This window comes from Burkholderia sp. MSHR3999, assembly GCF_000833595.1.
In the GTDB taxonomy this organism is placed as follows: domain Bacteria; phylum Pseudomonadota; class Gammaproteobacteria; order Burkholderiales; family Burkholderiaceae; genus Burkholderia; species Burkholderia ubonensis.
Map to the genome: position 1 here is coordinate 416,864 of NZ_JRFO01000007.1, position 23,792 is coordinate 440,655.

General features: G+C 67.0%; 24 protein-coding genes. 18 read left to right on the forward strand and 6 right to left on the reverse strand.

Annotated elements, in window-relative coordinates; all coding sequences use genetic code 11:
* The first annotated feature begins 37 nt into the window (after positions 1-37).
* From KY49_RS25395 to KY49_RS25420, 6 genes are all read left to right on the forward strand, one after another.
* Entirely contained in the window at positions 38-1,741 is a 1,704-nt protein-coding gene (locus KY49_RS25395; protein WP_042587213.1) for a DUF4118 domain-containing protein, read from the forward strand.
* On the forward strand, positions 1,738-2,463 hold the full coding sequence (locus tag KY49_RS25400) for a response regulator (protein ID WP_042587214.1): 726 nt from the start codon (positions 1,738-1,740) through the stop codon (positions 2,461-2,463). The genes KY49_RS25395 and KY49_RS25400 overlap by 4 nt, the downstream gene beginning before the upstream one ends.
* Positions 2,464-2,756: 293 nt before the next feature.
* Positions 2,757-3,530 (forward strand): ABC transporter substrate-binding protein, encoded by a 774-nt coding sequence (locus tag KY49_RS25405; protein ID WP_042587215.1) that lies wholly within the window; start codon positions 2,757-2,759, stop codon positions 3,528-3,530.
* Positions 3,531-3,587: 57 nt separating this feature from the next.
* The gene (locus KY49_RS25410) at positions 3,588-4,277 is read left to right on the forward strand and encodes an ABC transporter permease (RefSeq protein ID WP_042587216.1); all 690 of its coding nucleotides are present in this window, start codon (positions 3,588-3,590) and stop codon (positions 4,275-4,277) included.
* On the forward strand, positions 4,274-4,987 hold the full coding sequence (locus KY49_RS25415) for an ABC transporter permease (RefSeq protein ID WP_042587217.1): 714 nt from the start codon (positions 4,274-4,276) through the stop codon (positions 4,985-4,987). The genes KY49_RS25410 and KY49_RS25415 overlap by 4 nt, the downstream gene beginning before the upstream one ends.
* Positions 4,988-5,018: 31 nt before the next feature.
* Entirely contained in the window at positions 5,019-5,786 is a 768-nt protein-coding gene (locus tag KY49_RS25420; RefSeq protein WP_042587218.1) for an ABC transporter ATP-binding protein, read from the forward strand.
* 70 nt (positions 5,787-5,856) lie between these two features.
* Here KY49_RS25420 and KY49_RS25425 read toward each other — a convergent pair whose 3' ends face one another.
* From KY49_RS25425 to KY49_RS25435, 3 genes are all read right to left on the reverse strand, one after another.
* Entirely contained in the window at positions 5,857-7,116 is a 1,260-nt protein-coding gene (locus tag KY49_RS25425) for a type II toxin-antitoxin system HipA family toxin (protein WP_042587219.1), read from the reverse strand.
* Positions 7,109-7,426: a helix-turn-helix domain-containing protein gene (locus KY49_RS25430; RefSeq protein WP_042587220.1), complete on the reverse strand. Its 318-nt coding sequence runs from the start codon at positions 7,424-7,426 to the stop codon at positions 7,109-7,111. Before KY49_RS25430 ends, KY49_RS25425 begins: the two co-directional genes overlap by 8 nt.
* Positions 7,427-7,810: 384 nt before the next feature.
* Complete coding sequence (locus KY49_RS25435) at positions 7,811-9,160, reverse strand: polyhydroxyalkanoate depolymerase (protein WP_042587221.1); 1,350 nt, start codon at positions 9,158-9,160, stop codon at positions 7,811-7,813.
* A 289-nt stretch (positions 9,161-9,449) separates the two neighbouring features.
* On the opposite strand from KY49_RS25435, the gene KY49_RS25440 reads away from it, so the two are divergent.
* From KY49_RS25440 to KY49_RS25470, 7 genes are all read left to right on the forward strand, one after another.
* Positions 9,450-10,112, forward strand: a complete 663-nt coding sequence (locus tag KY49_RS25440) for a glutathione S-transferase family protein (protein ID WP_042587222.1) — start codon at positions 9,450-9,452, stop codon at positions 10,110-10,112.
* A gap of 177 nt (positions 10,113-10,289) precedes the next feature.
* Positions 10,290-10,676 carry a hypothetical protein gene (locus KY49_RS25445; RefSeq protein ID WP_042587223.1) on the forward strand — a complete coding sequence of 129 codons (387 nt, stop codon included), beginning with the start codon at positions 10,290-10,292 and terminating at the stop codon, positions 10,674-10,676.
* A 14-nt stretch (positions 10,677-10,690) separates the two neighbouring features.
* The gene (locus KY49_RS25450) at positions 10,691-11,074 is read left to right on the forward strand and encodes a hypothetical protein (protein ID WP_042587224.1); all 384 of its coding nucleotides are present in this window, start codon (positions 10,691-10,693) and stop codon (positions 11,072-11,074) included.
* 47 nt (positions 11,075-11,121) lie between these two features.
* Positions 11,122-11,550 (forward strand): lytic transglycosylase domain-containing protein, encoded by a 429-nt coding sequence (locus tag KY49_RS25455; protein ID WP_231636648.1) that lies wholly within the window; start codon positions 11,122-11,124, stop codon positions 11,548-11,550.
* Between the two features lie 288 nt (positions 11,551-11,838).
* Positions 11,839-13,083: a cyclic nucleotide-binding domain-containing protein gene (locus KY49_RS25460; RefSeq protein ID WP_042587226.1), complete on the forward strand. Its 1,245-nt coding sequence runs from the start codon at positions 11,839-11,841 to the stop codon at positions 13,081-13,083.
* A 19-nt stretch (positions 13,084-13,102) separates the two neighbouring features.
* The gene (locus KY49_RS25465; RefSeq protein WP_042587227.1) at positions 13,103-13,867 is read left to right on the forward strand and encodes a flagellar motor protein; all 765 of its coding nucleotides are present in this window, start codon (positions 13,103-13,105) and stop codon (positions 13,865-13,867) included.
* A gap of 19 nt (positions 13,868-13,886) precedes the next feature.
* Positions 13,887-14,558 (forward strand): OmpA/MotB family protein, encoded by a 672-nt coding sequence (locus KY49_RS25470; RefSeq protein ID WP_042587228.1) that lies wholly within the window; start codon positions 13,887-13,889, stop codon positions 14,556-14,558.
* A 52-nt stretch (positions 14,559-14,610) separates the two neighbouring features.
* On the opposite strand, the gene KY49_RS25475 is transcribed toward KY49_RS25470, so the two are convergent.
* Complete coding sequence (locus KY49_RS25475) at positions 14,611-14,979, reverse strand: DUF2784 domain-containing protein (protein WP_042587229.1); 369 nt, start codon at positions 14,977-14,979, stop codon at positions 14,611-14,613.
* A 179-nt stretch (positions 14,980-15,158) separates the two neighbouring features.
* Between KY49_RS25475 and KY49_RS25480 the strand changes: the two genes are divergently transcribed.
* From KY49_RS25480 to KY49_RS25490, 3 genes are read left to right on the forward strand one after another with little or no spacing between them, the layout of a single operon-like run.
* Positions 15,159-15,956, forward strand: coding sequence for an alpha/beta hydrolase (locus tag KY49_RS25480; RefSeq protein ID WP_042587230.1), 798 nt, complete (start codon positions 15,159-15,161; stop codon positions 15,954-15,956).
* A gap of 3 nt (positions 15,957-15,959) precedes the next feature.
* The gene (locus KY49_RS25485; RefSeq protein ID WP_042587231.1) at positions 15,960-16,304 is read left to right on the forward strand and encodes a hypothetical protein; all 345 of its coding nucleotides are present in this window, start codon (positions 15,960-15,962) and stop codon (positions 16,302-16,304) included.
* Between the two features lie 56 nt (positions 16,305-16,360).
* On the forward strand, positions 16,361-16,675 hold the full coding sequence (locus KY49_RS25490) for a hypothetical protein (protein ID WP_042587232.1): 315 nt from the start codon (positions 16,361-16,363) through the stop codon (positions 16,673-16,675).
* Between the two features lie 142 nt (positions 16,676-16,817).
* Here KY49_RS25490 and KY49_RS25495 read toward each other — a convergent pair whose 3' ends face one another.
* Positions 16,818-17,861 (reverse strand): Vgb family protein, encoded by a 1,044-nt coding sequence (locus tag KY49_RS25495; protein WP_042588727.1) that lies wholly within the window; start codon positions 17,859-17,861, stop codon positions 16,818-16,820.
* A gap of 102 nt (positions 17,862-17,963) precedes the next feature.
* A complete protein-coding gene (locus tag KY49_RS25500; protein WP_042587233.1) occupies positions 17,964-18,740 on the reverse strand; it encodes a crotonase/enoyl-CoA hydratase family protein in 777 nt (258 codons plus the stop codon).
* A gap of 333 nt (positions 18,741-19,073) precedes the next feature.
* Between KY49_RS25500 and KY49_RS25505 the strand changes: the two genes are divergently transcribed.
* The gene (locus KY49_RS25505) at positions 19,074-20,222 is read left to right on the forward strand and encodes a branched-chain amino acid ABC transporter substrate-binding protein (protein ID WP_042587234.1); all 1,149 of its coding nucleotides are present in this window, start codon (positions 19,074-19,076) and stop codon (positions 20,220-20,222) included.
* A 75-nt stretch (positions 20,223-20,297) separates the two neighbouring features.
* A complete protein-coding gene (locus KY49_RS25510; RefSeq protein WP_042587235.1) occupies positions 20,298-23,774 on the forward strand; it encodes an adenylate/guanylate cyclase domain-containing protein in 3,477 nt (1,158 codons plus the stop codon).
* The last annotated feature ends 18 nt before the right edge of the window (positions 23,775-23,792 follow it).

The window sequence follows — 23,792 nt, forward strand, 5'->3', positions numbered from 1 at the left end:
GCGGGGCCGGACGGCATTCGACTTGTGGGGACTGCGCATGAACGTGAACGAAACGCAACGACACACGAACCGCCTGCGTGAGATCGCCGCCCGGGAGCCGGCGCGACAGGGCCCCGGCCGATGGCGGACCATCCTCGACGCCTGCGCGGGCGGCGCGGCCCGGCTCGCGTGGGCCGACCCGGGCGGCGGGCCGGCCCGGCCCGACAGCGGCACGCGTGCGCACGTGCGAACGCGCCTGCACGATCGCGCGTCGCCTTATTACGCGCCACTCGCGTGGGCCACCGTCATCTGCGGGTCGGCGACCGTCGCGGCGAGCGCGCTGCTGCGCGTGTTCGACCTGTCGAACGTCGTGATGCTGTTCCTGATGACGGTCGTGTTCGTCTCGCTGCGGCTGGGCCGCGTGGCGGGCGCGTGGGCGGCGTTCCTGTGCGTCGGCTGCTTCGACTTCTTCTTCGTCGAGCCGAGATGGTCGTTCGCGGTGTCCGATACGCAATACGTGTTCACGTTCGCGCTGATGCTCGCGGTGGCGCTGGCGATCGGCCAGCTCGCGGCGCGCCTGCGCGCGCAGGCGCGCGCCGCGCGGGCGAACGAGAAGCGCTCGGCGACGCTCGCGCGCGTGGCGCGCGACCTTTCCGCGGCGATCGAGACCGAGCAGATCGTGTCGGTGTGCACCGGCACGATCGCGCCGCTGCTCGGCGTGCACGTCGCGCTCGTGCTGCCCGACGCGGACGACAGGCTGCGGATCGCGCGCGACGCGTGGTTCGTCGATCCGTCGGCGGCCCGCTGGACCTATGACCGCGCGCAGGCCGCCGGACGCGGCACGCCGACGTTCGACGGCGCGGTGGCGCTCTACCTGCCGCTGAAGGCGCCGATGCGGGTGCGCGGCGTGCTCGCGCTGCTCGCCGATACGCAGCCGATACCGACGTCCCCGGACGACCGGCGCCTGCTCGATGCGCTGTGCTCGTCGATCGCGATGGCGCTGGAGCGCGTGCATTACGTCGGCGTCGCGCAGCACACGATGGTCAGGATGGAGGGCGAGCGGCTGCGCAACGCGCTGCTGGCCGCCGTATCGCACGACCTGAAGACGCCGCTGACCGCGATCCGCGGGCTGGCCGAGACGCTCGAGCAGCCGGAGCGGCTCGCGCCGGGGCAGCCGGCCGGGCTCGCGCGGGCCATCCGCGATCAGGCCGAGGCGTTGCGCGGCCTCGTCGTGAACCTGCTCGATCTCGCGCGCATGCAGAGCGAAGGCGTGCGGCTGAACCGCGAATGGCACATGCTCGACGAGATCGTCGGCAGCGCGCTCGCGCATTCGGCCTGCGTGCTCGCCGGCCGCGACGTGAAGGCGGACCTGCCGGCCGACCTGCCGCTGATCGACGTCGATGCGCTGCTGGTCGAGCGCGTGCTGATGAACCTGCTCGACAACGCCGCGAAGCACGCGGGCGCCGACGCGTCGGTGGCGGTGCGCGCGCGCGTGTCCGGCGATGCGATGGTCGTGTGCGTCGACGACGACGGCCACGGCTTCGCCGCACGCGACGCCGAGCGGCTGTTCGAGCCGTTCGAGCGCGGCCGCGCGGCGTCGCCGGTCGCCGGCGTGGGCCTCGGGCTCGCGCTGTGCCGGAGCATCGTCAATGCGCACGGCGGGTCGATCCGCGCGGTGCCGCTCGAACCGCACGGCGCGCGGTTCGAGATTCGCCTGCCGTTGGGCGTGCCGCCCGATATCGAACACGAGAGTCGAACATGATCCGATCACGCGTGCTCGTCGTCGAGGACGAAGCCGATATCCGCCGCTTCGTCAGGATGGCGCTGGAACAGGAGGGCATGGACGCCTGCGAGGCGTCGACGGCCAGGGAGGCGCGCATGTATGCGGCGAGCAGCAAGCCCGACCTCGTGATCGTCGACCTCGGGCTGCCCGACGACGACGGCAAGGCGTTCATTCGCGAACTGCGCGGCTGGTCGACGGTGCCGGTGATCGTGCTGTCCGCGCGGCAGCAGGAAGTGGAGAAGGTCGCCGCGCTCGATGCGGGCGCGGACGATTACCTCGCGAAGCCGTTCGGCGTGCCCGAGCTGCTGGCGCGCGCCCGCGCGCAGCTGCGCCGCGCGGCGGTCGTGTCGACCGACGGGCAAGCGTCGTCGATCGTGCGATTCGGCGGCGTGGTCGTCGACCTCGGCAAGCACGAAGTCGCGCGCGACGGCGAGCCGGTGCACCTGACCCGCCTCGAGTTCCGGCTGCTCGCCGCGCTGATTCGCGGACGCGGCGGCGTGATCGCCGCGCGGCAACTGCTCGCGGAGGTCTGGGGCGTTCACGACGCGGACCGCGCGCACTACGTGCGGGTCTACATGACGAACCTGCGGCAGAAGCTCGAGGAGACGCCGGCGACGCCCCGTTACCTGATCACCGAATTGCAGTTCGGCTACCGGCTGGTCGGGCTGGAGGCCGTCGGCGCCGCGCCGCATGCGGTATAGACAAGTGCGCTGCCGGGCGACGCCATTCCAGAGCGCGTTCATTCAGCCGTCCGTAATGTGTAGTTAATTGAAATACAAGGAAATTCCGCCAGCGAAAAACAATCCCCAGACAATTAGAGATAAACACGGATTGCTGACGGAACGGGGTAAACGGCAAAGTTGTATGTACAACTTGGGCGACCATTCGAGGCGCCGGTTGGATCGGGTTCGCGGCGGCAGCGCCGCGCCGGCAGGGCGGGCGTCGCCCGCCCGGCTGCGGGCCCGTCGTTCAGTTCGTCATTCACAGGAACGCCATGAAGAAACTCGCGCTCAGTGTTGCCCTTGCGTGCATCACGGTCGGGGCCCATGCCAAGGATTGGTCGACGATCCGCTTCGGCGTCGACGCCAGCTACCCGCCTTTCGAATCGAAAGGCGTCGACGGCAAGGTGGTCGGCTTCGACGTCGATCTCGGCAACGAAATCTGCGCGCGCCTGAAGGCGAAGTGCGTGTGGATCGAGAATGATTTCGACGGGATGATTCCCGCGCTGAAGGCGAAGAAGTTCGACGGCGTGCTGTCGTCGATGTCGATGACGCCGGCGCGCGCCGAGCAGATCGCGTTCTCCGACAAGCTGTTCAACACGCCGACCCGTCTGGTCGCGAAGAAGGGCTCGGCGGTGCAGCCGAGCGCCGAAGCGCTGAAGGGCAAGTCGGTCGGCGTCGAGCAGGGCACGATCCAGGAAACCTACGCGAAGACGTACTGGGCGCCGAAGGGCGTGCAGGTCGTGCCGTACCAGAACCAGGACGGCGTGTACCAGGACCTGATCTCCGGCCGCCTCGACGCCGCGCTGCAGGATGCGGTGCAGGCCGACATCGGCTTCCTGAAGACGCCGCGCGGCGCGGGCTTCCAGTTCGCCGGCGGCGCCATCGACGATCCGAAGACGCTCGGCAACGGCGCCGGCATCGGCCTGCGCAAGGAAGACGCCGACCTGAAGGCGAAGATCGACCACGCGATCGCCGACATGCTGAAGGACGGCACGTACAGGAAGCTCGAGAAGAAGTACTTCGCATTCGACGTCTACGGCGGCTGATCGCCTTGCGGCGCGGCTCGCGAGAGCCGCGCCGCGCACCTTTCCGGATACGCTCACATGATTTTCCAAGGATTTGGCCCGCTGCTGTGGGCCGGCACGGTCGAGACCGTGAAGCTCGCCGTGCTGTCGCTCGCCGCGTCGCTGGTGCTGGGGCTCGCCGGCGCGGCCGCGAAACTGTCGACGAACCGCGCGTGCGCGGCGGTCGGCACCTTCTACACGACGCTGATCCGCGCGGTGCCCGACCTCGTGCTGATGCTGCTGCTGTTCTACGGGATGCAGATCCTGCTGAACGACGTCACCGACCTGATCGGCTGGGACCAGATCGACATCGACCCGTTCGCGGCCGGCATCGTGACCCTCGGCTTCATCTACGGCGCGTACTTTACCGAGACGTTCCGCGGCGCGTTCCTCGCGGTGCCGCGCGGCCAGCTCGAAGCGGGCTTCGCGTACGGGATGAGCGGCTGGCGCGTGTTTCGCCGCATCCTGTTCCCGCAGATGATGCGCTTCGCGCTGCCGGGCATCGGCAACAACTGGCAGGTGCTCGTGAAGGCGACCGCGCTGGTGTCGATCATCGGGCTCGCCGACGTCGTGAAGGCGTCGCAGGATGCGGGCAAGAGCACGCTGAACTTCTTTTTCTTCACGCTTGCGGCGGGCGCGATCTACCTCGCGATCACGACGGTGTCGAACGTCGTGCTGCACCACCTCGAGAAACGTTATTCGGCCGGCGTCCGGAGGCTCGCACTGTGATCGCGCTCATCAGCCAGTACTGGCAAAACTATCTGTATACCGACGGCTACCGCTTCAGCGGGCTCGCGATCACGCTGTGGCTGCTCGTCGTGTCGATCGTGCTCGGCTTCCTGCTCGCGGTGCCGCTCGCGATCGCGCGCGCGTCGAGCAACCGCTGGGTGTCGGGGCCCGTGTGGCTCTACACGTACGTGTTCCGCGGCACGCCGCTCTACGTGCAGCTGCTGATGTGCTACACGGGCATCTACAGCCTGCAGGTCGTGCACGACAACGTGCTGCTCGACGCGTTCTTTCGCAATGCGATGAACTGCACGCTGCTCGCGTTCGTGCTGAACGAATGCGCGTATGCGACGGAAATCTTCGCCGGCGCGATCAAGGCGACGTCGGCGGGCGAGATCGAGGCCGGCCTCGCATACGGGATGTCGCGCTTCAAGCTCTACACGCGCATCATCCTGCCGTCCGCGCTGCGCCGCTCGCTGCCGAGCTACAGCAACGAGGTGATCCTGATGCTGCACGCGACGACGCTCGCGTTCACCGCGACCGTGCCGGACATCCTGAAGGTCACGCGCGACGTCAACTCGGCGACGTACATGTCGTTCCACGCATACGGCATCGCGGCGGCGCTGTACGCGGTGGTGGTCTTCGCGCTCATCTGGGCGTTCCGCAAGCTCGAGGCGCGCTGGCTCGCGTTCCTGTCGCCCCGTGGCCATTGACGCATTCAAGCATTCGAAAGGAAACACACGCATGTACAAGCTCATCGTTGAGGACCTGCACAAGAAGTTCGGCGACAACGAGGTGTTGAAGGGCGTCTCGATGAAGGCGAAGGCCGGCGACGTGATCAGCATCATCGGGTCGAGCGGCTCGGGCAAGAGCACGTTTCTCCGCTGCATCAATTTTCTCGAGCAGCCGTGCTCGGGGCAGATCACGATCGGCAGCGAGCCGATCCAGACCGCGCGCGACAAGGCCGGCTCGCTGCGCGTCGCCGACCAGAAGCAGCTGCAGCGGATGCGCACGAAGCTCGCGATGGTGTTCCAGCATTTCAACCTGTGGGCGCACATGACGGTGCTGGAGAACGTGATCGAGGCGCCGATGGCCGTGCTCGGGGTCGGCCGGGACGAGGCCGTCGCGCGGGCGCGCAAGTACCTGGAGAAGGTCGGGCTGCCGGCGCGGGTCGAGGGCATGTATCCGTCGCATCTGTCGGGCGGCCAGCAGCAGCGCGTGGCGATTGCGCGGGCGCTCGCGATGGAGCCGGAAGTGATGCTGTTCGACGAGCCGACGTCGGCGCTCGATCCGGAACTCGTCGGCGAAGTGCTGAAGGTGATGCAGGCGCTCGCCGAGGAAGGGCGGACGATGGTCGTCGTCACGCACGAGATGGGATTTGCGCGGAACGTGTCGAATCACGTGATCTTCCTGCATCAGGGGAAGATCGAGGAAGAAGGGCATCCGCAGGAGATCCTCGTCAATCCGAAGAGCGAGCGGCTGGGGCAGTTTCTGTCGGGGCGGTTGAAGTAGGGGAGGCGCTCGCGGCGACATCTATTAGCAATGCAGAAAGCCACTGCCCGTTGGGCGTGGCTTCGCGGCCTCAGCGAAGTAGTTCGATGTTGTCGTCGATTCGAGCTTGAATGACGTGCAAGGTGTCTTGCGTCACGCCTCCTGGGAACAGGTTCTCGGTCATGGCCGCAAACTGGCTGGCCACGTCGCAGAATCTGTCGACGATCCCGCCAGCAACGTCGGCCGAAATTTCCGCTTCATCAGCAAGGCTCAGCATGGCCTTTCGGTCGATCGCCAGCGCTTCGCCCATCACGTCCATCTGGTGGTACCCGCCTGGTCCCTCGCAGAACGTCACGTCGTAGGCTGGCGCCAATTTCCATTCACCGGATGGAGACATGATGTAGGCGAAATTCTTGGGATGGTCGTCTCGATTGTTGAACGTGACATTGAAGACCGCACGCTCGTATGCAAGCGCTTTCTCCCGTAAATCGTTGGTGCACATCTGGGTCGCGCGCAAGAAGTTGACGTAGTCCAGGGTCCCCGCTGTCTTGTAGTCGGCTCCGGTGAAGGCGGCCAGGCTTTGCATGGGCACGCGCAAACCGTCGTGTCGATCAAAGCGTCGGGTGGCAAAGGCCGCGAGACCGTTGGGCAAGCTGAAATGCAGCGTGTCCGGGGTCTGTATGCCGCACATGCGCAAGCACTCGGCATAGACCATTTCGATAGCGCAGACTTCGGCATGTTCTTCTTTGGCCGGGAACTTGATCAACCAGGCCTCGAAACCCGGCATGGCGGCGGTAGTAAAGGCGCCGGTTCGAGGATCGCGATAAACCAGGACCTTGGGCCTGGCGCCTTGCGGAGATCCCCCCACCCGCAGCAATGTCTGCAGGAACTCCCCGCCTTCGCCCTGGAGCACCTCCCGCACCTCTGCCGCGAGTCGGTCAAGGGGGATGTCCTCTTCCGGCGCTTGCCCCTCTGGTGCGACAGGCTCGAACGACAAGGCTCCCATGGCATTGTTGCCGATGTAGGCCAGCCTCTCCAGCGGGCCGATACGCGCAGGGTTGAGACCGCGGCGCTTGAACAAGCGGTCCATCAGCAGCATGCCCCAACCGTCGGGCAGCGAGTCATAGACGGGCCCGGGTAGTGCCAGCTGATGGGGCGGGAAGTTCCTGCGCAACTTGGGGCCATTCAGAGGTAGCGTATAGGACGACAGTTCCAGTCCTCTATCTCTCGCCTCGTCGCTGTACTCGAACACGATCAGTGGACGACCCGTGATGGCCGTCGTCGAGACCAGCGTGCCCCAGCGCCAATGTTCACCCCAGCCGTTGTAGTAGACATCAACCTGCTCAAGCATGACTGGACTTCCTCTTGGCACGTTGGCGCCTGGCGCTGTTTTCGTAGCGGCGAACGTCTTCCAGACTGTCCAGCCTGGGCAAGAACAACCCTTCGAGTTCCTTGCCCCGCCCAAGCACCATGGCCACGCGGACCACGTTCTCGAAACCCACATTGCGTCCAGCCTCCAGGTTGGACACCGTATTGATTCCGATGCCGGCGCGTCCGGCCACGTCGGCTTGCGTCATCTGCAGGGCCAAGCGCTCCGTGCGCAGGCGCTCGCAAAGCCGCTTGACGATCTCACTCGGCTTGCTCAGGCTTAAATCCAACATATGGCCACTTAAGTCGCAATAGGCACCGTTAACACACAAAATTATAGAGTTATCGAAAATCACCAGTCAAGAAATGTAATTCCCTTATCCGGGGTCTTATGTCTATGTGACGCACATAGCACACCATTTGATGGATTTAGCGTGTTGAGACGCGGATCGCAAGGCGCCGCCCGGGCGTCTGAGCCTCGTGACTGATGGGTTCTCGCGCAAGATCGTCGGGTATCGTGTTCACGACAGCCTGCAGACCCAGGACTCGGCAGCGTCATCCAGTGAATTGATTTGATTTTCCGCGGAGGGGGAACCGCGGCCTGGATAGACGTGACTTCCTGATCCATCGCGCGTGTCGCCGGGCGCGGCAAGCAATAGCAGGCCCGGCGCGCGACCTCAGTTCGGCGACAGTTCTCCCGTCGCCCGATAGTCACCCGTCATCCGCGCCGCGAGCAGCGCGTGCAGCGTCACATAGCGTGTGCCCGTGGCCGCGTCCGTCTTGCCCGCCGTGCGATCGTACGGCTCGTTGTCGTGAATCGTCGCGCGCACGATCGGGTAGATCTGCGATTCCCAGCGGCTGCCGTTGAACACGCCGTAGTGTCCGACGCCCGTCTGTACGTGATGCGTCTTCAGGTATGGCGGCAGCCCCGAACACAGCTCCTGCGCGGCGACCGTCTGCCCGACCGCGCAGATGTCGTCCTTCTCCCCTTCGATCGTCAGCAACGCGGTGCGGTGGATCGCGGCCGGCTCGACGAGCTGCCCGCCGACCGTCAGCTCGCCGCGCGCGAGCGCGTATTGCTGGAACACCTTCTCGACGGTTTCCAGATAGAACTCCGCGGTGAGATCGGCCGTCGCGAAATACTCGTCGTAAAAATACCGCAACGCATCGGCCTTCGCGGGGTCGCCCTTCGCGCGTTCGTAATACAGATCGGAGAACGACGATGCGTGGCGATCCGGATTCATCGACATGAACGCGCCGACCTGCACGAACCCCGGATACACGCGTCGCTGCGCGCCCGGAAAGCCCGACGGCACGACGCTGATCAGATGACGCGCGAACCAGTCGATCGGGCGGCTCGTTGCAAGCGCGTTGACCTTCGTCGGATTCACGCGGCAATCGATCGGGCCCGCCATCAGCGTCAGGCTCGCGGGCTGGGCCGGATCGCCGCCGGCCGCCATCAGCGCGACGGCCGCGAGCGCGGCGACGGTCGGCTGGCAGATCGCCAGCACGTGCGCGTCCGGGCCGATGTGGCGGATGAAATCGATCACGTGCCGGACGTATTCGTCGAAGCCGAAGCGTCCGGCCCGCAGCGGGATATCGCGCGGGTTGTGCCAGTCGGTGATGTACACGTCGTGATCGGCGAGCATCGTGCGCACCGTGCCGCGCAGCAGTGTCGCGAAATGCCCGGACATCGGCGCGACGATCAGCACGCGCGGCTGCCGCGCGACCGGCAACGCCTTGCGAAAGTGCAGCAGCGTGCCGAACGGCGTGCCGGCCGCCGCGTGCTCGACGATCGGCACCGTTGCGCCGTCGACGTCCACCGCGTCGATGCCGAACGGCGGGCGCCGGTGCGAGAACGCGCAGCATTCGAACAGCTCGCACCACGCGTCCAGCGTGCGGCCGGGCGATGTCGATGTCGACAGAGGCCACATCGACATCGACACGCGCATGCACGCGGCCCAGGCGCGCGCGGGCCGCGTGCATTCGGCGAACCACTGATAGCAAGGGTAGGCAAGCAAGTTCATGGCCGTCGCGCCTCGTGCCGCTGTGCGTCGAACGAGGCAAGCTATGTGCCAGTCGGCGGCTGGCACGCACGTTGCACGTCCTGACAGCGCACAGCGGCGTGCAGGCGGGCGCTCGCCCCGAAGGTCGCATGCGACGCAATGCAAAACGTTTCATCGATGCAACGCGCGGCAGCGTTGGCGCGACGTTGCGCCAGACCGGCGAATCCGGTGCACGGCGATGGTGCGGCACAGGCGCGGCGCCAGTCGTTTTCGGTGCACGCGCACGACAGGCATTCACAGGGGACGCGACATGAAATCCGCAGGAGAAACGACGCTGACCGTCAGCAGTCGGAACTATTCGTCGTGGTCGATGCGCGGCTGGCTGCTCGCGAAGCTGAGCGGCCTGCCGTTCGAGACCGTGACGGTGCCGATCGATGCCGCGTCGCGCGCCGAACTGCTGTTGCTGTCGCCGTCGATACGGGTGCCGTGCCTGACGCATGAAGGCGCCAAGGTGTGGGACACGCTCGCGATCGCGGAATACCTGAACGAGATCTGTCCCGACGCGCGGCTGCTGCCGCAGGAGCGGCAGGCGCGCGCCCATTGCCGCTCGATCTGCGGCGAGATGCATTCGGGGTTCAACGCGTTGCGTTCCGCGCTGCCGATGAACCTGCGCGCGCATTTTCCGGATTTCCGCATCTGGTCGCGCGCGCAGCACGACATCGAACGGATCGTGACCATCTGGCGCGAATGCCTCGCGCAGTATCACGGGCCCTGGCTGTTCGGCGGCGAGATCGGCGTGGCCGACGCGATGTACGCGCCCGTCGTCACGCGTTTCCTGACCTACGACGTGAAGCTCGAACCCGACATCGCCGACTACTGCATGCGCGTGCTCGCGCAGCCGTTCGTCGCGGAATGGATCGACGCGGCGAAGGCGGAGCAGGACGATATCGACGAGCTGGACATGGAGTTCTGAGTATCGCAGCGCGCGGCGCTCAAATATCGGACGAATGGCGTCTGACCAGAGTGCGCTTAAATCGGGAGAATCGACGAGCAGCGCGTTCCCCCGTCAAGGCGGGCCTCGCGCGCGACAGGGGTAAACATCGCGGGCGCGTTGCCGATAACGCAGGTCCAGTGACCGCCTGAGAAACACGTGAAGCCGTTCGTCATTCTTGCCTTTGCCGCTGCCGCCGCTGCGCTCACCGGCTGCGCCCAGTTCCAACCCGGACGTCAGGACGCGAATGCGCACAACGACGCGCCCGCTTCGGCGACGCCGCTCGTCGATTTCATCATCCCCGCCGATGCGCTCGGCGCACGCGATCCGCAACTGACCGCCGTGCTCGCGAAAGTCGGCGCGCTGGCGTCGAAGCAGCCGCAACCGATGACGATTCGCGTGGCCGCGCTGCCGCAGGATTTCGGCTATCTGAACCAGTCGATCCGGCGCGGCATCGCAACGCAGCGCGCAGGGTCGGTGCGCGTCGAGAACGTGGCGGCCGGCAGTTGCCGGCCGTACAGCGTTCAGGTCGGTCCTACGCAATGACAGGAGATCTCGCGATGCTACGACTGTCGATCTGCGCGGCCACGCTCGTGTGCGGCGCCGCGTTTGCCGCGCCACCCACTGACGGCGCGCCGCCTGCGCCCGCCGCGTCCAACCAGGTGTTTCCGCCGCTGCCGCCATTCGCGTCGCTGCCGCCGGGGGCGGGCGGCGACGACGAGGTGCCGGCGTTAGCGCCGGCGGGCGGGCGTCATGCGAAGAAACCGCGCCACGCGCCGCCCGTGAAGCGAGCACCGGAATTTCAGGCGCATCTCGTCGTGACCGAGGCGTCGCGCGCGGCGCTTGCCGCCGTGGACAAGAAGCTCGACGACGCGATGGCGAAGAGCGTGCGCGATCGGCGCACGACGGGAGCCGGCGCGGCTGCGCTGGCGATGGCGCAATGAAGCGGCTGAATCGGGTCGGCCGGCACGTCATGATCGGCGCGTTCGCGATGTCGGCGAGCGTGCTCTTCATCGCGCCGGCGCGCGCGGCCGATGCCGCGTCCGCCGACGCGTGCTTCGAGCGCGCGGCCGGCTACCAGGGCGTCAACCCGCAGATCCTGCGCGCGATTGCGTGGTACGAATCGAAGGGCAACCCGGGCGCGGTGCATCGCAACGCGGATGGCAGCATCGACGTCGGCCAGACCCAGATCAACTCGGTGCACTTCGGCGAGCTGCGCAGCTACGGCGTGCCGCCGGGCGCGCTGAAGGACGCGTGCGTGAACGTCTACGTCGCGGCGTGGATGCTGAAGCGCAAGATGGTCCGCTACGGGAACACATGGCAGGCGATCGGCGCGTATCACTCGGAAACGCCGCACTTGCGTGACGAATACGCGCGAAACATCCACGCGGTGCTCGTGTCCTGGGGATTGCACGAGTGAGCGGCGCGCGACGGCGCGCAATCGCGTGCGTTGAAGGCCAAGAGTAAGGATCGGCGCAGGCGCGGCCGATTCGCGCGACGCGCGGCGACCTGTCGTTTTCCCGGATGAAGCCCCCCGTATCCGCGGCGCAAACGATTCGTATCAGATCCCGCCCCCTGAAACCCCGGCGAGGACGTTAAAGAACCGTGCATCCCGTGTCGTAAACGGGAGCACGGGGAACGGCAGCCACGATCACGCATGAAGCGCGACGCGCGGCCGAAAACAAAGTAAGCGCAGCAGGGGAACATCGTGAATCGTCAACAGTCGTGGACACGCACAGCGGCGCCCGGCGAAGTCATCTATTCGGAAGGTTTCGGGGGAGAGGCGGTCATCTATCTGATCGCGGAGGGCAAGGTCGAACTGTCGACTCGTTGTGACGAGAAGAAGGTCGTCGTCGCGACGCTCGGAAGGGGCGAGTTCTTCGGCGAGAGCGCGTTGCTCGCCGCCGAGCCGCGCGGCAATACCGCGAAGGCGCTCACGTTCTGTCAGCTCACCGTCGTGCCGGCGGAGGTGCTGGACGACGAAATCGGGCGCGTGTCGGCGCTGCTTCGCCATATCGTGCGCACGATGATCCGCCGCGTGAAGCGCAAGGACGACCAGCTCGCGACCTACACGCACGCGGATTTCCTGCCCGGCGTGCTGTCCTATGCGCACGTGCTCTCGCTGATGGCGGGCGGGGAGCGCCGCGGCGGCGACGACGCGTGGGCGCGCCGGCCGATGCAGACGTATGCCGAGCAGGCGTCGGTGCCGCTCGCCGACGTGATCAGGAAATGCCGCGCGGTCGCCGGGCATTCGCGCCCGCACGTGATGGCGATGCTCAAGCGCATGGAGAAGCTCAATCTCGTCACGATCGAGGCCGCGCAGGCGGATCAACTGAGCGGCGGGACCGCCGATTATGCGGCGTCCGCCGACGCGCGCCAGGTCGTGACCTTCGACGCCGCCCGCATTACCGACCGCGCGCAGCAGGTCGCGGATCACGAGCTCGACCTGTCGATCAGCAGCGAACTGGAGCTGATCGAGCTCGCCGATCTCGAATCGCTGATCGGCGTCGAGAAGAAGCTGCTGCTCAACAAGCTGTCTCAAGGCGAGATCGCGGACGAAGTGTTCGCGTTCCGCAAGTCGAAGGTGCTCAACTACGTCGAGCAGAAGGGCGTCGCGTACTTTACGCGGCGCAACGTCCGGCGCGGCGGCGAGATCAACGCGCTGGAGGACCTGGCCTGGGTCGATCAGCGCACGCTGTTCGAGGTCGTCAGCGCGTTCGATACATACGACCTCGCGAAGCTGCTCGCGAGCGCGGACGATCAGGCGGTCGTCGACCGGCTGTTCTCGGTGATGACCGAGACGCGCCGCAACGAAGTGTCGTGGGTCATGCGTCGCGACATCAAGATCGATCCGGTCGAGGTTGGCGACATCGAGCAGCGCCTGCTGGATGCCGTGCGCGCGCTCAAGGCGCCGGCCGCCGTCGCGGCGAACCTTCCCGATCAGGCGGCGTGAGCGCCGGCCGGAGAGAGACATGGATCTGTTGACGCTGTTCGGCGTGGTGTTCGGTGGCGCGGCCATCGTGTTCGGTTTTTCGCTCGAAGGCGGGCATTTCGCGACGCTGTTCCAGTTCGAGGCGTTCGTGATCGTGCTCGGCGGCACGCTCGGCGCGGTGATGATCCAGAACACGTGGGCGCGTTTTTTCGATGCGGTGAAGCAGCTGCGGCTCGCGTTCGTGCAGGCGCGGCAGGTCGATCGGCAGAGCCTGACGGATCTGCTGGAGTGGGGCGACCGCGCGAAGCTGAACGGCCTGCTCGCGTTCGAATCGATGGACGTCAGCGGGATTCATCCGTTCGCACGGCGCGGGCTCGAACTGCTGGCGAACGGGGTGTCGACCGCGGTGCTCGAAGACGCGCTGCAGCGCGAGCTCGATGCCTACGAGCGCAGCCACATGGCGGCGGCGCGCGTGTGGCAGCAGGCGGGCGGCTATGCGCCGACGTTCGGCATCCTCGGCTCGGTGATGGGACTGATCCAGGTGACGAGCCATATTCTCGAACCCGCGCAGCTCGGGCCGGGGATCGCGGTGGCGTTCGTCGCGACGCTGTACGGGCTGGCGCTCGCGAACCTCGTGTTCCTGCCGCTGTACGGCAAGCTGCGCGCGCAGGTGGACAGCGAGCTGCGGTTTCGCAAGCTCTATCTCGACGGGCTGCTGGCGATCTCGCGCAAGGAGTCGCCGCATACGATCGAGACGCGCCTGACCGGCGACATTCGCGGCCGGGCGGCCGAATCGCTCGCGTGACGAACACGGATTCCAGCCTATGTACACGCAATCCGGCAGCAAGCGCCTCGCGGCCGACGCCGCCGATCACGACGCGGACGGCGAAGGCGCGCAGTCCGGCCGCTGGCTGGTCTCCTATGCGGATCTCGTCACCACGCTGATGGTGCTGTTTCTCGCGCTGTACGTGCTGCAGCTCGCGAAGTACAACGCGCTCGACGTGCGGTTTCAGGCGCTGGCGCAGCAGGCGGCCGGGAAGACGAATGCGCCGGCGCACGCCGATGCCGCGCAGGCGTGGTCCGCGCTGCTGAAGTCGCTGAAGGAGCAGGGGCAGGTGACGGTCGTGAATGCCGCGCACGGCGTTGAAATCGGCATCAACGCGAAGATCCTGTTCAACGTCGGCGATGCGCGGCTGCTGCCGGATGCGTCCGGCGTGCTGGCGCGCATCGCGGGCGTGCTGAAGACCCATCCGGCGACCAGCATCCTCGTCGAAGGCCATACGGACAGCGTGCCGATCTCGACCGCGAAGTATGAATCCAACTGGGAGTTGTCGTCGGCGCGGGCGGGGGCCGTCGTGCGGTATCTGGTCGAGCGGGGCGTCGAGCCGCATCGGCTCGCCGCGATCGGCCGCGCGGACAACCTGCCGCTGGTGGCCGGAGACGACGCGGCGGCGCGGGCGATGAATCGGCGGGTGACGATACTCGTGCAGTATTGAGACAGCGCCACGGGCTTGGCGGCATGGGCGCATCGGTCGGGCCGTCGCAGGATTACGACCGCGGCGGAATGCGCCGCCACGTGACCACGACGACCACCAGAAACGCGACATAGGCGAGCGCGAACATCCAGCCCGGCAGGTCGTAATAAATCAGCGCGCTTACCCAGCGCTGCAGGAAGCCCTGCTGGCCGGCCTGCCCGGTGCGCAGCCAGTCCTCGATGATGGTGAGCGGGCAGCGCACATCGAGCGCCGCCAGCGCCGCGACGATGCCGATGGCCGCGAGATGCGCGATCCGGAACGTGCGGTTGCGCACCCACGCGCGCTTGAACTCGGCGCCCACCCAGATCGCGACCAGCCCGCCGACGATGAACAGCACGAGCATCGCGTGCAACACCAGAACCGCATTGGCCAGCCAGATCATGATGTCCTTGTCGGGGAGAGGCGACGCCAGCCGCCCACGCCGCGCGCCAACCGGCCGGCTGGCGTATGCTTGATCGGCGGCGCAACGGCATCCATGACGAAATTTCGCACAGGGTAGCGGAAAAGCGTGGAGCGGATTGCGAATTCGCCGGCGGGCGACGGGAGATTGGGCTCGATGCGATGAAACTCACCGGAACCGTGCTGCGTGTCGCCGTCGCGTGTCTGATCGTCTTCGCGGGAGTCGTGCTGATGCAGGATCGCCTGATCTATTTCCCGGAAAAAGCCGCCATCGATGACGTCGTATCCGACGGACTGCGCGCATGGCCGTCGGCGGAGGAATTTCGCGGACTGGTGGCCGAGCCGGCGGGAGTCGCGCGCGGCACGGTCGTCGTCTTTCATGGCAACGCCGGGCATGCCGGGCACCGTTCGTACTACGCCGCTGCGCTCACCCGAATGGGATGGCGCGTGATCCTCGCCGAATATCCGGGCTACGGGCCGCGCGGCGGCACGCCAGGCGAAGAAACGCTGGTCGCCGACGCGCAGCAGACGATCGTGCTTGCGCATCGCCTGTACGGTTCGCCGCTGCTGGCCGTCGGCGAATCGCTGGGGGCCGGCGTGGCCGCCGCGGCGGGCTCGCGCGAGCGCGACAGCATCGCCGGCCTGATGCTCATCACGCCATGGGATACGCTCGAGCATGTGGCGGCGCATCATTATCCGTGGGCGCCCGTGAAGTGGCTGCTGCGCGACCGGTATGACAGCGTCGCCCATCTGGCGTCGTTCGGCCGTCCCGTGCTGGTCGTGGTGGCGGAGCGCGACAGCATCGTTCCCGCGCGTTTCGGCGAGGCGCTCTACGACGCGCTCGCCGATCCGAAGCAGCTGATCGTCGTGAAGTCGGCCGAGCATAACGACTGGATCGGCCGGGTCGACGATACGTGGTGGCGAGACGCGATGGGCTTGCTGATCGCGCCGTCGCATTGAACGATGACGTCCCGATCCAGTTCGCCCAACGGGCGACGCCTCTACATCCTCGATGCGAAGGACACGCCGGTCGAAGTGTTCGACCATGACGCGTGGTCGCGCTGGATGGCCGAGAACGAGCTGGTGTTCCGTCGCACCGTGCTGGACGAATCCGGGGTGACGATCACGACCCGCTTCCGAGGGATGTCGGATGCAAAGAGCGGGGAGGCGCTGCTGTTCGTCACGCGCGTCGCCGGCATGGCAGACGCGAACGACAATCAGGGCTATGCGGCGAGTACGCTCGACGATGCGCTGGAGCAGCACGAGCGCCTGTTGCAGGATATTTTCCGGAAACTGATCGGGCGGTGAGCGGCGATAGTCGCTCATCCATCGCTAGACTGTTCCTTTTTCAACGCAATAAGCTGATGACCAAAGATGCACAGATGCACCTCGAGCGTATGAGCTCGGTGATACGAAAACTCAATGACAGGGCGTTTTTGCCGCTCCGCCTGTATCGCCGGGATGCACGCATGTACCCACTGTCGAGTTCGGTCAATCACATCGTTGGATGCTGGCTGAGTGAAAATCCTGATCCGATCTGGATATTGGCTGGCCGATGCAGGCAGTTCATGGAGGACACACCGGCCTCTGATCCTGGCGCCTTGGCGTATTACGCGGCCGTAAATGAACTCATTGACGCACTCGATTCGATCGGGATGACTGAAGTACGCGAACCGTAATGCTCAATGGCGGTCGATGTCGATGCGTCGCTCGGCATCGTGTGCTTGCTGACATGCGGTCAAGCCTTCTTGTCACGGGTTGTTAGCGGAACCAACCGATGCTTGACGACGCATGCCGGCGATCATGCGCCACTGCCCGCCGTCAGTTGCCACCGTCATCGACCTCACGCGACCGATACCGCAGCAGATGATCGGTGCCCGACTCCGACAGCCAGACCTCGCCCGGACGCCCCATCATCTGCCGCACGTTCGCATGCGCGCGCGGCAGCGTCAGGACGTCGAACCGTTCGGCGCGCGGGTCGAAGCGCACGAGCGCGTTGGCGCTCCATTCGCTGAGCCAGACGATGTCCCGGTCGTCGACGAAGATCGCGTACGCATGCGGATCGTGGCCGGGCAGCCTCCATTCGCGCCAGCGATGCGTTGCCGGGTCGAACCTGCCGACCTTGCCGGCATGCCACTCGCTGACCCACACGCGCCCCTTCGAATCCGACCAGACGCGGCGTGCGCCCTGATTCGGCGTCGGCGGCTCGATGACCTGCGCCTTGCCGCTTGCGGGATCGATGCGGCCGAGATAGTTGCCGGCCAGCGACGCGAAATACAGGCTGCCGTCGGGCGTCACGCAGATGCCGTAGGGGCCGCGCCCGCGCGGCGCATCGAAGACGCGCATGCTGGCGCTCGCCGGGTCGAGCTCGCCGTACACGCCGCTCTGCCCGGTAAACCACAGATGCCCGCGCTTGTCGAAGACCGCAGTGTTCAGATTGGCGTCCGCCCGGTCCTTCGGCAACGGAAAGCGCGTGACGGCAAGCGTCTTCGGATCGACGCGCACGATCGCGTTCAGGCCGCCGTCGGTGATCCATGCGGCCCGATCGGGGCCGACGATCACGCCGTGCGGCGCCGAGCCGTCGCCGAGCGGCACCCAGTCGGTCTTGCCGCCGCGCGGGTCCAGCCGTCCGACCGAGCCTTGCGCCTGCGCGGTGAACCAGACGCTGCCGTCGGGCGCCGGGGCGACGTCGTGCGGTGCGCTGCCGGCGGGAACGGCGAACGAGTCGAACGACGTCGGCTGCGCGTGCGAGTAACCCGTGGCGAGCACGGCGCTTGCCAACGCGGCGACGCAACACGACGCGAGCCGCGATGCGGAAATGCGATTCACCGCAGCCGTTAGGTTTTCCTTTGCGATTTCCAGCATGTCCGCCTCCATGTGCTGCGACGCGTTTCGACGCGCGCAGACGGTTTCATTGCGGAATTTGCTACGGTTTCCGAATGAATGCGCGATAACGATCGACGCGCTTCAGCCGGAAAACGTTCCGTGACGCCCGTCACCGGCGCTGAAGCGCGCGGCGCCGGCCACGCCCTCGGCAAACACGATCGGCGCGCCGCGGGCACCCTCGCGACGCAGCGCGTCCGCCAGCGGCAAATCCCATTGATCGTATGCGGAGCGCCGGTCCGCGAGCAGGCACCGGCGCGGGAATTGCGCGATCTGCCGCGCGAGGCGCGTCGCGTGCGCCAGCCCTTCGCCCTTCGGCGCGACATAGTTGGCGAGCCCCATGCGCATGGCTTCCGGCGCGTCGACGGGGCGTCCGGTCAGGATCATGTCCATCGCATGCCCCATGCCGACGATGCGCGGCAACCTGACCGTCCCGCCGTCGATCAGCGGCACGCCCCAGCGCCGGCAGAACACGCCGAACACGGCGTCCTCCTCGACGACGCGGATATCGGCCAGCAGCGCAAGCTCCAGCCCGCCCGCGACCGCGTAGCCGGATACGGCCGCGATCAGCGGCTTCGACAAGACCATGCGGGTCGGGCCCATCGGGCCGGGGCCGTCTCCCGCGTCGTCGACCCGGTTGCGCAGCGCGGGATCGCCGGCCGCCTTCAGGTCGGCGCCGGCACAAAAGTGGCCCCCGGCGCCCGTCAGGATCGCCACCCCGAGTGCGTCGTCGGCCTCGAACCGTTCAAACGCATCGCCGAGTTGCCGGGCGGTCGGGCCGTCGACGGCGTTGCGCCGCTCCGGCCGGTTGAGGGTGATCGTGCAGACTGCGCCATCCGTTGCGTAAATAACGTCGTCCATTGCTTCCCCCTGGAAAGCAGGCTTGCGCGCATCACGGTGGCGGCGTGCCTGCTGACATCGAGCGAGATCCATGCGCGCTTCATTGTGACGTAACGGCGGGCGCGATGCTTGACACGGCCTGTTGATCGAGCCTTTTGCGTCAGCGTCGCTGCCGAGGGTAAACACCGGCTGCGCTGCACGAGGCGAGATTGTTCGATGAAGTGTAGTGATGCGCGCCGCATCGGGGCGTCACGGATGCGTCCGGAAATCGGCTGTGAACGACAGCGGCGCAGGTTGGCGCCGGACGCCGTTTCCGGTTCGTGGGCGCCTCGCTTGGTCATCGGGAGTGCCACCATGCGCGGATTTCGTCGAAGCTGGCTCGCCATGGGCCTGAGTGCCGTTGCGCTGTGTTTCGCTTGCGGCCCGTCATATGGGCAGCAGGTCGTCAGGATCGGCGCGTCCAGCCCGCTCACCGGGATCAGCGCGTCCAACGGCAAGGACCTCGAGAACGGCGTCCGGCTGGCTGTCGAGGAAGCGAACGCGCGGCACATCAAGCTTGGCGGACAGGACGTGCGTTTCGAGCTCGATTCGGTCGACGACCAGGGCGACCCGCGCATCGGCGTCCAGGTCGCGCAGAAGCTGGTTGACGACGGCGTCGCCGCGGTCGTCGGGTACTACAACTCCGGGGTCGCGCTGCCGTCCGCGCCGATCTTCGCGAAGGCCGGCATCCCGCTGATCGACCCGGCGGCGACCAATCCGGCTATCACCCGCCAGGGCCTGAAGACGGTGTTCCGCATCATCGCGACCGACGCGCAGAATTCCGGCGTTGCCGGCACCTACGCGGTAAACGTCACGAAGGCGCAGCGCATTGCCGTGATGGACGACCGGACCGCGTTCGGCCAGGGGGCCGTCGAAGAGTTCAAGAAGGCCGTTGCGGCCGCCGGCGGGAAGATCGTCGCGGCCGAATTCACGAACGACAAGGCCGTCGAGTTCAATGCGCAGCTCACCAACATCAAGGCGGCGAACGCGGACCTGCTGTACTTCGGCGGCCTGGACAACCAGGCGGCGCTCATCACGAAGCGGATGCGGCAGCTCGGGATGCGCGTCCAGTTCGTCGGCAGCGGCGGCATCGCGGACAGCATCTTCATCAACGTGGCCGGCTCGGCTGCCGAAGGCGCGATGGCGTGGGAATACGGGCGGCCGATCGACACGCTGCCGCAAGGCAAGGCGTTCGCGCGCAAGTTCAAGAAGCGCTTCGGCGTCGACATGCTCACGTACGCTCCGTTCGCCTACGACTGCGTAGGGGTGGTCGTCCATGCGATGCAGCAGGCGAATTCGGCGAAGCCGGACGAATACCTGCCGGCGCTGCGCGCGACGCGCTACGAAGGCATCACGGGGAAAATCGCGTTCGACGCCAACGGCGATCTCGAGCATCCGACGTCGACGCTCTATCAGGTGAAGGGCGGACGCTGGGTGCCGGTGACGACGATCGGCGCCGAGTGACGCCGCCCCGGTTTTTATGCAAGTAGACCCGGCGCATAATGACCACATGCCGGCGCTCGGCAGGAGAAGGGTGGCATGCACTGCGCAAACTGCGGATTCGAGAACCTCGCCGGGGCCAGATTCTGCGAAGCGTGCGGCGCCGGGCTGTCGCGCGCGTGCCCGCGCTGCGGCCACGACGCGAGCCCTTCCGCCCGCTTCTGCAATGCGTGCGGCGCGTCGCTGGACGATGCGCCCGACGTGCGCGACGCGCCGTCGCCGCCACGCCCGGGGCCGGAAGCCGTGCCGTCCCCGGCGCCGATCCACTACACACCGCACCATCTTGCCGAGCGCATCCGCGCCGAACAGGCGGCGATGGAAGCGCGCGGCGAAACCGCCGGCGAGCGCAAGACCGTCACCGCGCTGTTCGCGGACATGGCCGGCTCCACCGCGCTGATCCACGACCTCGATCCGGAAGAAGCGCATCGGCTGATCGAGCCGGTCGTCGCGCTGATGATGGAAGCCGTCCACTACTACGAAGGCTACGTCGCGAAATCGCTCGGCGACGGCATCCTCGCGCTGTTCGGCGCACCGATCGCCCACGAGGATCATCCGCAGCGCGCGCTGTTCGCTGCGCTGCGCATGCAGCAGGCGATGCGCAGCCACGGCGACCGGATTCGTCTGGAGAGCGGCATTCCACTGCAGATTCGCGTCGGCGTGCATACCGGCGAAGTCGTCGTGCGTTCGATCCGCACCGACGATTTGCACACCGACTACGATCCGGTCGGGCACACGATCCACATCGCATCGCGGATGGAAGGCATCGCGACGCCGTCGTCGATCCTCGTCAGCGAGTCGACCCACAAGCTGGCCGAAGGCTATTTCGAGTTCAAGGCGCTCGGTGCCACCCGGGTCAAGGGCGTGCCGGAGCCGCTGCCGGTGTACGAGGTGCTGGGGCTCGGCGCGCTGCGCACGCGGCTGCAACTGGCCGCGCACCGGGGCCTCGCCAGGTTCGTCGGCCGCGACGCCGAACTGGCGCACCTGAACCGGTCGCTGGACGAGGTCAGGGCGGGCCGCGGGCAGATCGTCGGCGTGCGCGGCGAGGCCGGCGTCGGCAAATCGCGGCTGTTCCACGAGTTCAAGGAACGCACGCGGCGCGGCTGCCTGCTGCTCGAGACTTTCTCGGTGTCGCACGGCAAGGCTTTCGCGTATCTGCCGCTGATCGAGCTGCTGAAGAACTATTTTCAGATCACCGCGCAGGACGACGAGCGCCGCTGCCGGGAAAAGGTGATGGGCAAGGTGCTGACGCTCGAGCGCAGCTTCGAGGATCTCGTGCCCTATCTGCTCTACCTGCTCGGCATCGGCGAGCCCGGCGCGGCGCTCGCGGAGATGGACCCGCGCATCCGCCGCGAGCGCACCTTCGACGCGATCACGCAGCTGCTGGCGCGCGAGAGCCGCGACCAGCCGGTCGAGCTGCTGTTCGAGGACCTGCAATGGCTGGATCGCGAGACGGAAGCGTTCCTCGCGCACCTGAGCGAACGCGTGCCGGCGACCCGCATCCTGCTGCTCGTGAACTACCGGCCGGAGTACCAGCCGGCCTGGACGCACACGGGCCACGGCAGCCAGCTCCGGCTGGAGCCCTTGGGCTCGACCGAGGCCCGGGGGCTGCTCGCGGCGCTGCTCGGCGACGATCCAACCCTTGCGCCGCTGGAGCAACTGATCCTGGAGAAGACGGAGGGCAATCCGTTCTTCATGGAAGAGGTCGTGCAGACGCTCGCCGAGGAGCAATCGCTGCTCGGCGACCCAGGCCGCTACCGGCTCGGACGGACCCCGGCCGCGCTGCACATTCCGACCACCGTGCAGGGCGTGCTGGCCGCCCGCATCGACCGGCTCCCGGTCGCGGAGAAGGAGTTGCTGCAGATGCTCGCGGTGATCGGCAAGGAGTTTCCGTACAGCCTGATCCGGCGCATTTGCGACGGCCGGGTCGCCTATGCCGACGACGCGCTGCGCGAACTGCTCGCCCATCTCGCAGCGGCGGAATTCATCTACGAGCGGCCGGCGTTTCCTGAAGTCGAGTATTCGTTCAAGCACGCGCTGACGCAGGAAGTCGCCGGCCATTCGCTGCTCACGCAGCGGCGCAGCGCGCTGCACGAGCGCACCGCGCAGGCGATCGAGGCGCTGTTCCCGACCCGCATCGCGGACTATTGCAGCGAACTCGCGCATCACTACAGCCTGAGCGGCAACATCCCGAAGGCCGTCGAGTATCTGTACCAGGCCGCGCAACAGGCGCTGCGCCATGCTGCCCATCCGGATGCGATGCATCACCTCGGCGCGGCGCTGGAACTGCTCGAGCGCCTGCCCGATACGCCCGAGCGCGCGCATCGGGAACTGACCTTGCTGCTCGCGCTGGGGCCGGCCCTGATGGACGTGCGCGGCTACGGCGCGCCGGAGGTGGCCGCGACCTATACGCGCGCGCTGGCGTTGTGCGAGCAGACCGGCGACACGTCGCAGCGCTTCGCGGCGCAGCTCGGACTGCGGATTCACCACCTGACGCGCGCGGAGTACGCGACGGCGCGCGAGCTGGGCAAGCAGATGCTCGACGTGGCGCGGCAGGCGGCGGACCCGGGCCTGCTGATGGAGGCGCATGGCGCGCTGGGCGCGTGCCTGTTCCTGCAGGGGAACCTGGACACTGCTCGCAACCATCAGGAACAGGCGCTGGCGATCTACGATCCCGAGCAGCATCAGGCCCACGTCTTCGCGCACGGCGTGGACCCCGGCATCCGCGCGCTGAACTTCCTGACGCTGACCTTGTGGCTGCAGGGCTACCCGGACAAGGCGCTCAAGCGCAGCCTGGAGGCGCTTGCCCTCGCGCAGAAGCTCGCCTACGGCCCGACCCTCGCGTTCACGCTGGCTTACGCGGCGGAGCTGCATCAGTTGCGGCGCGAGTCGTCGCTGGCCCGCGAGCATGCGGACGCGCTCATCGCGCTCGCGAACGAGCACGGCTTGCCGTACTGGCTCGCATGGGGAACGATTTTCCGGGGCTGGTCGCTGACCGAGCAGGGCAGCCTGCAGGCGGGGATCGCGCAGATGAGCGAGGGCCTCGCCGCCGACCGCGCCGCGGGAGGCGAGGATCAGCGCTCGTACTTTCTGGCGCTGCTTGCCGACAGCCACCGGCGCGCCGGCGACCGCGAAACCGGCCTGCGGCTGCTCGACGACGCGCTGGCGATCGTGGATCGCGCCGGGGAGCGCTGCTTCGAGGCGGAGCTGCATCGGCTCAAGGCGATCATGCTGCTCGGCGAGCCGAACGGCGACGACGGCGCTGCGGCGTCCAACGACGCAGCCGAAGCCTGTTTCCGCCACGCGATCGCCGTGGCGCGCGAGCAGGGCGCCCGCTCGCTGGCATTGCGCGCCGCGTCGAGCCTGGCCCGTCTGTGGCAGCGCGAGGGCCGGATCGACGAGGCCCGACAAGTGCTGTCCGAAGTCTACGGCGGATTTACGGAAGGGCTCGACACCGCCGACTTGCGAGAGGCGAAGGCATTGCTGGAGGCGCTCGCACCCGCTCAGGCGAACCGGTGACGCCGCGCGCCGGCTTCT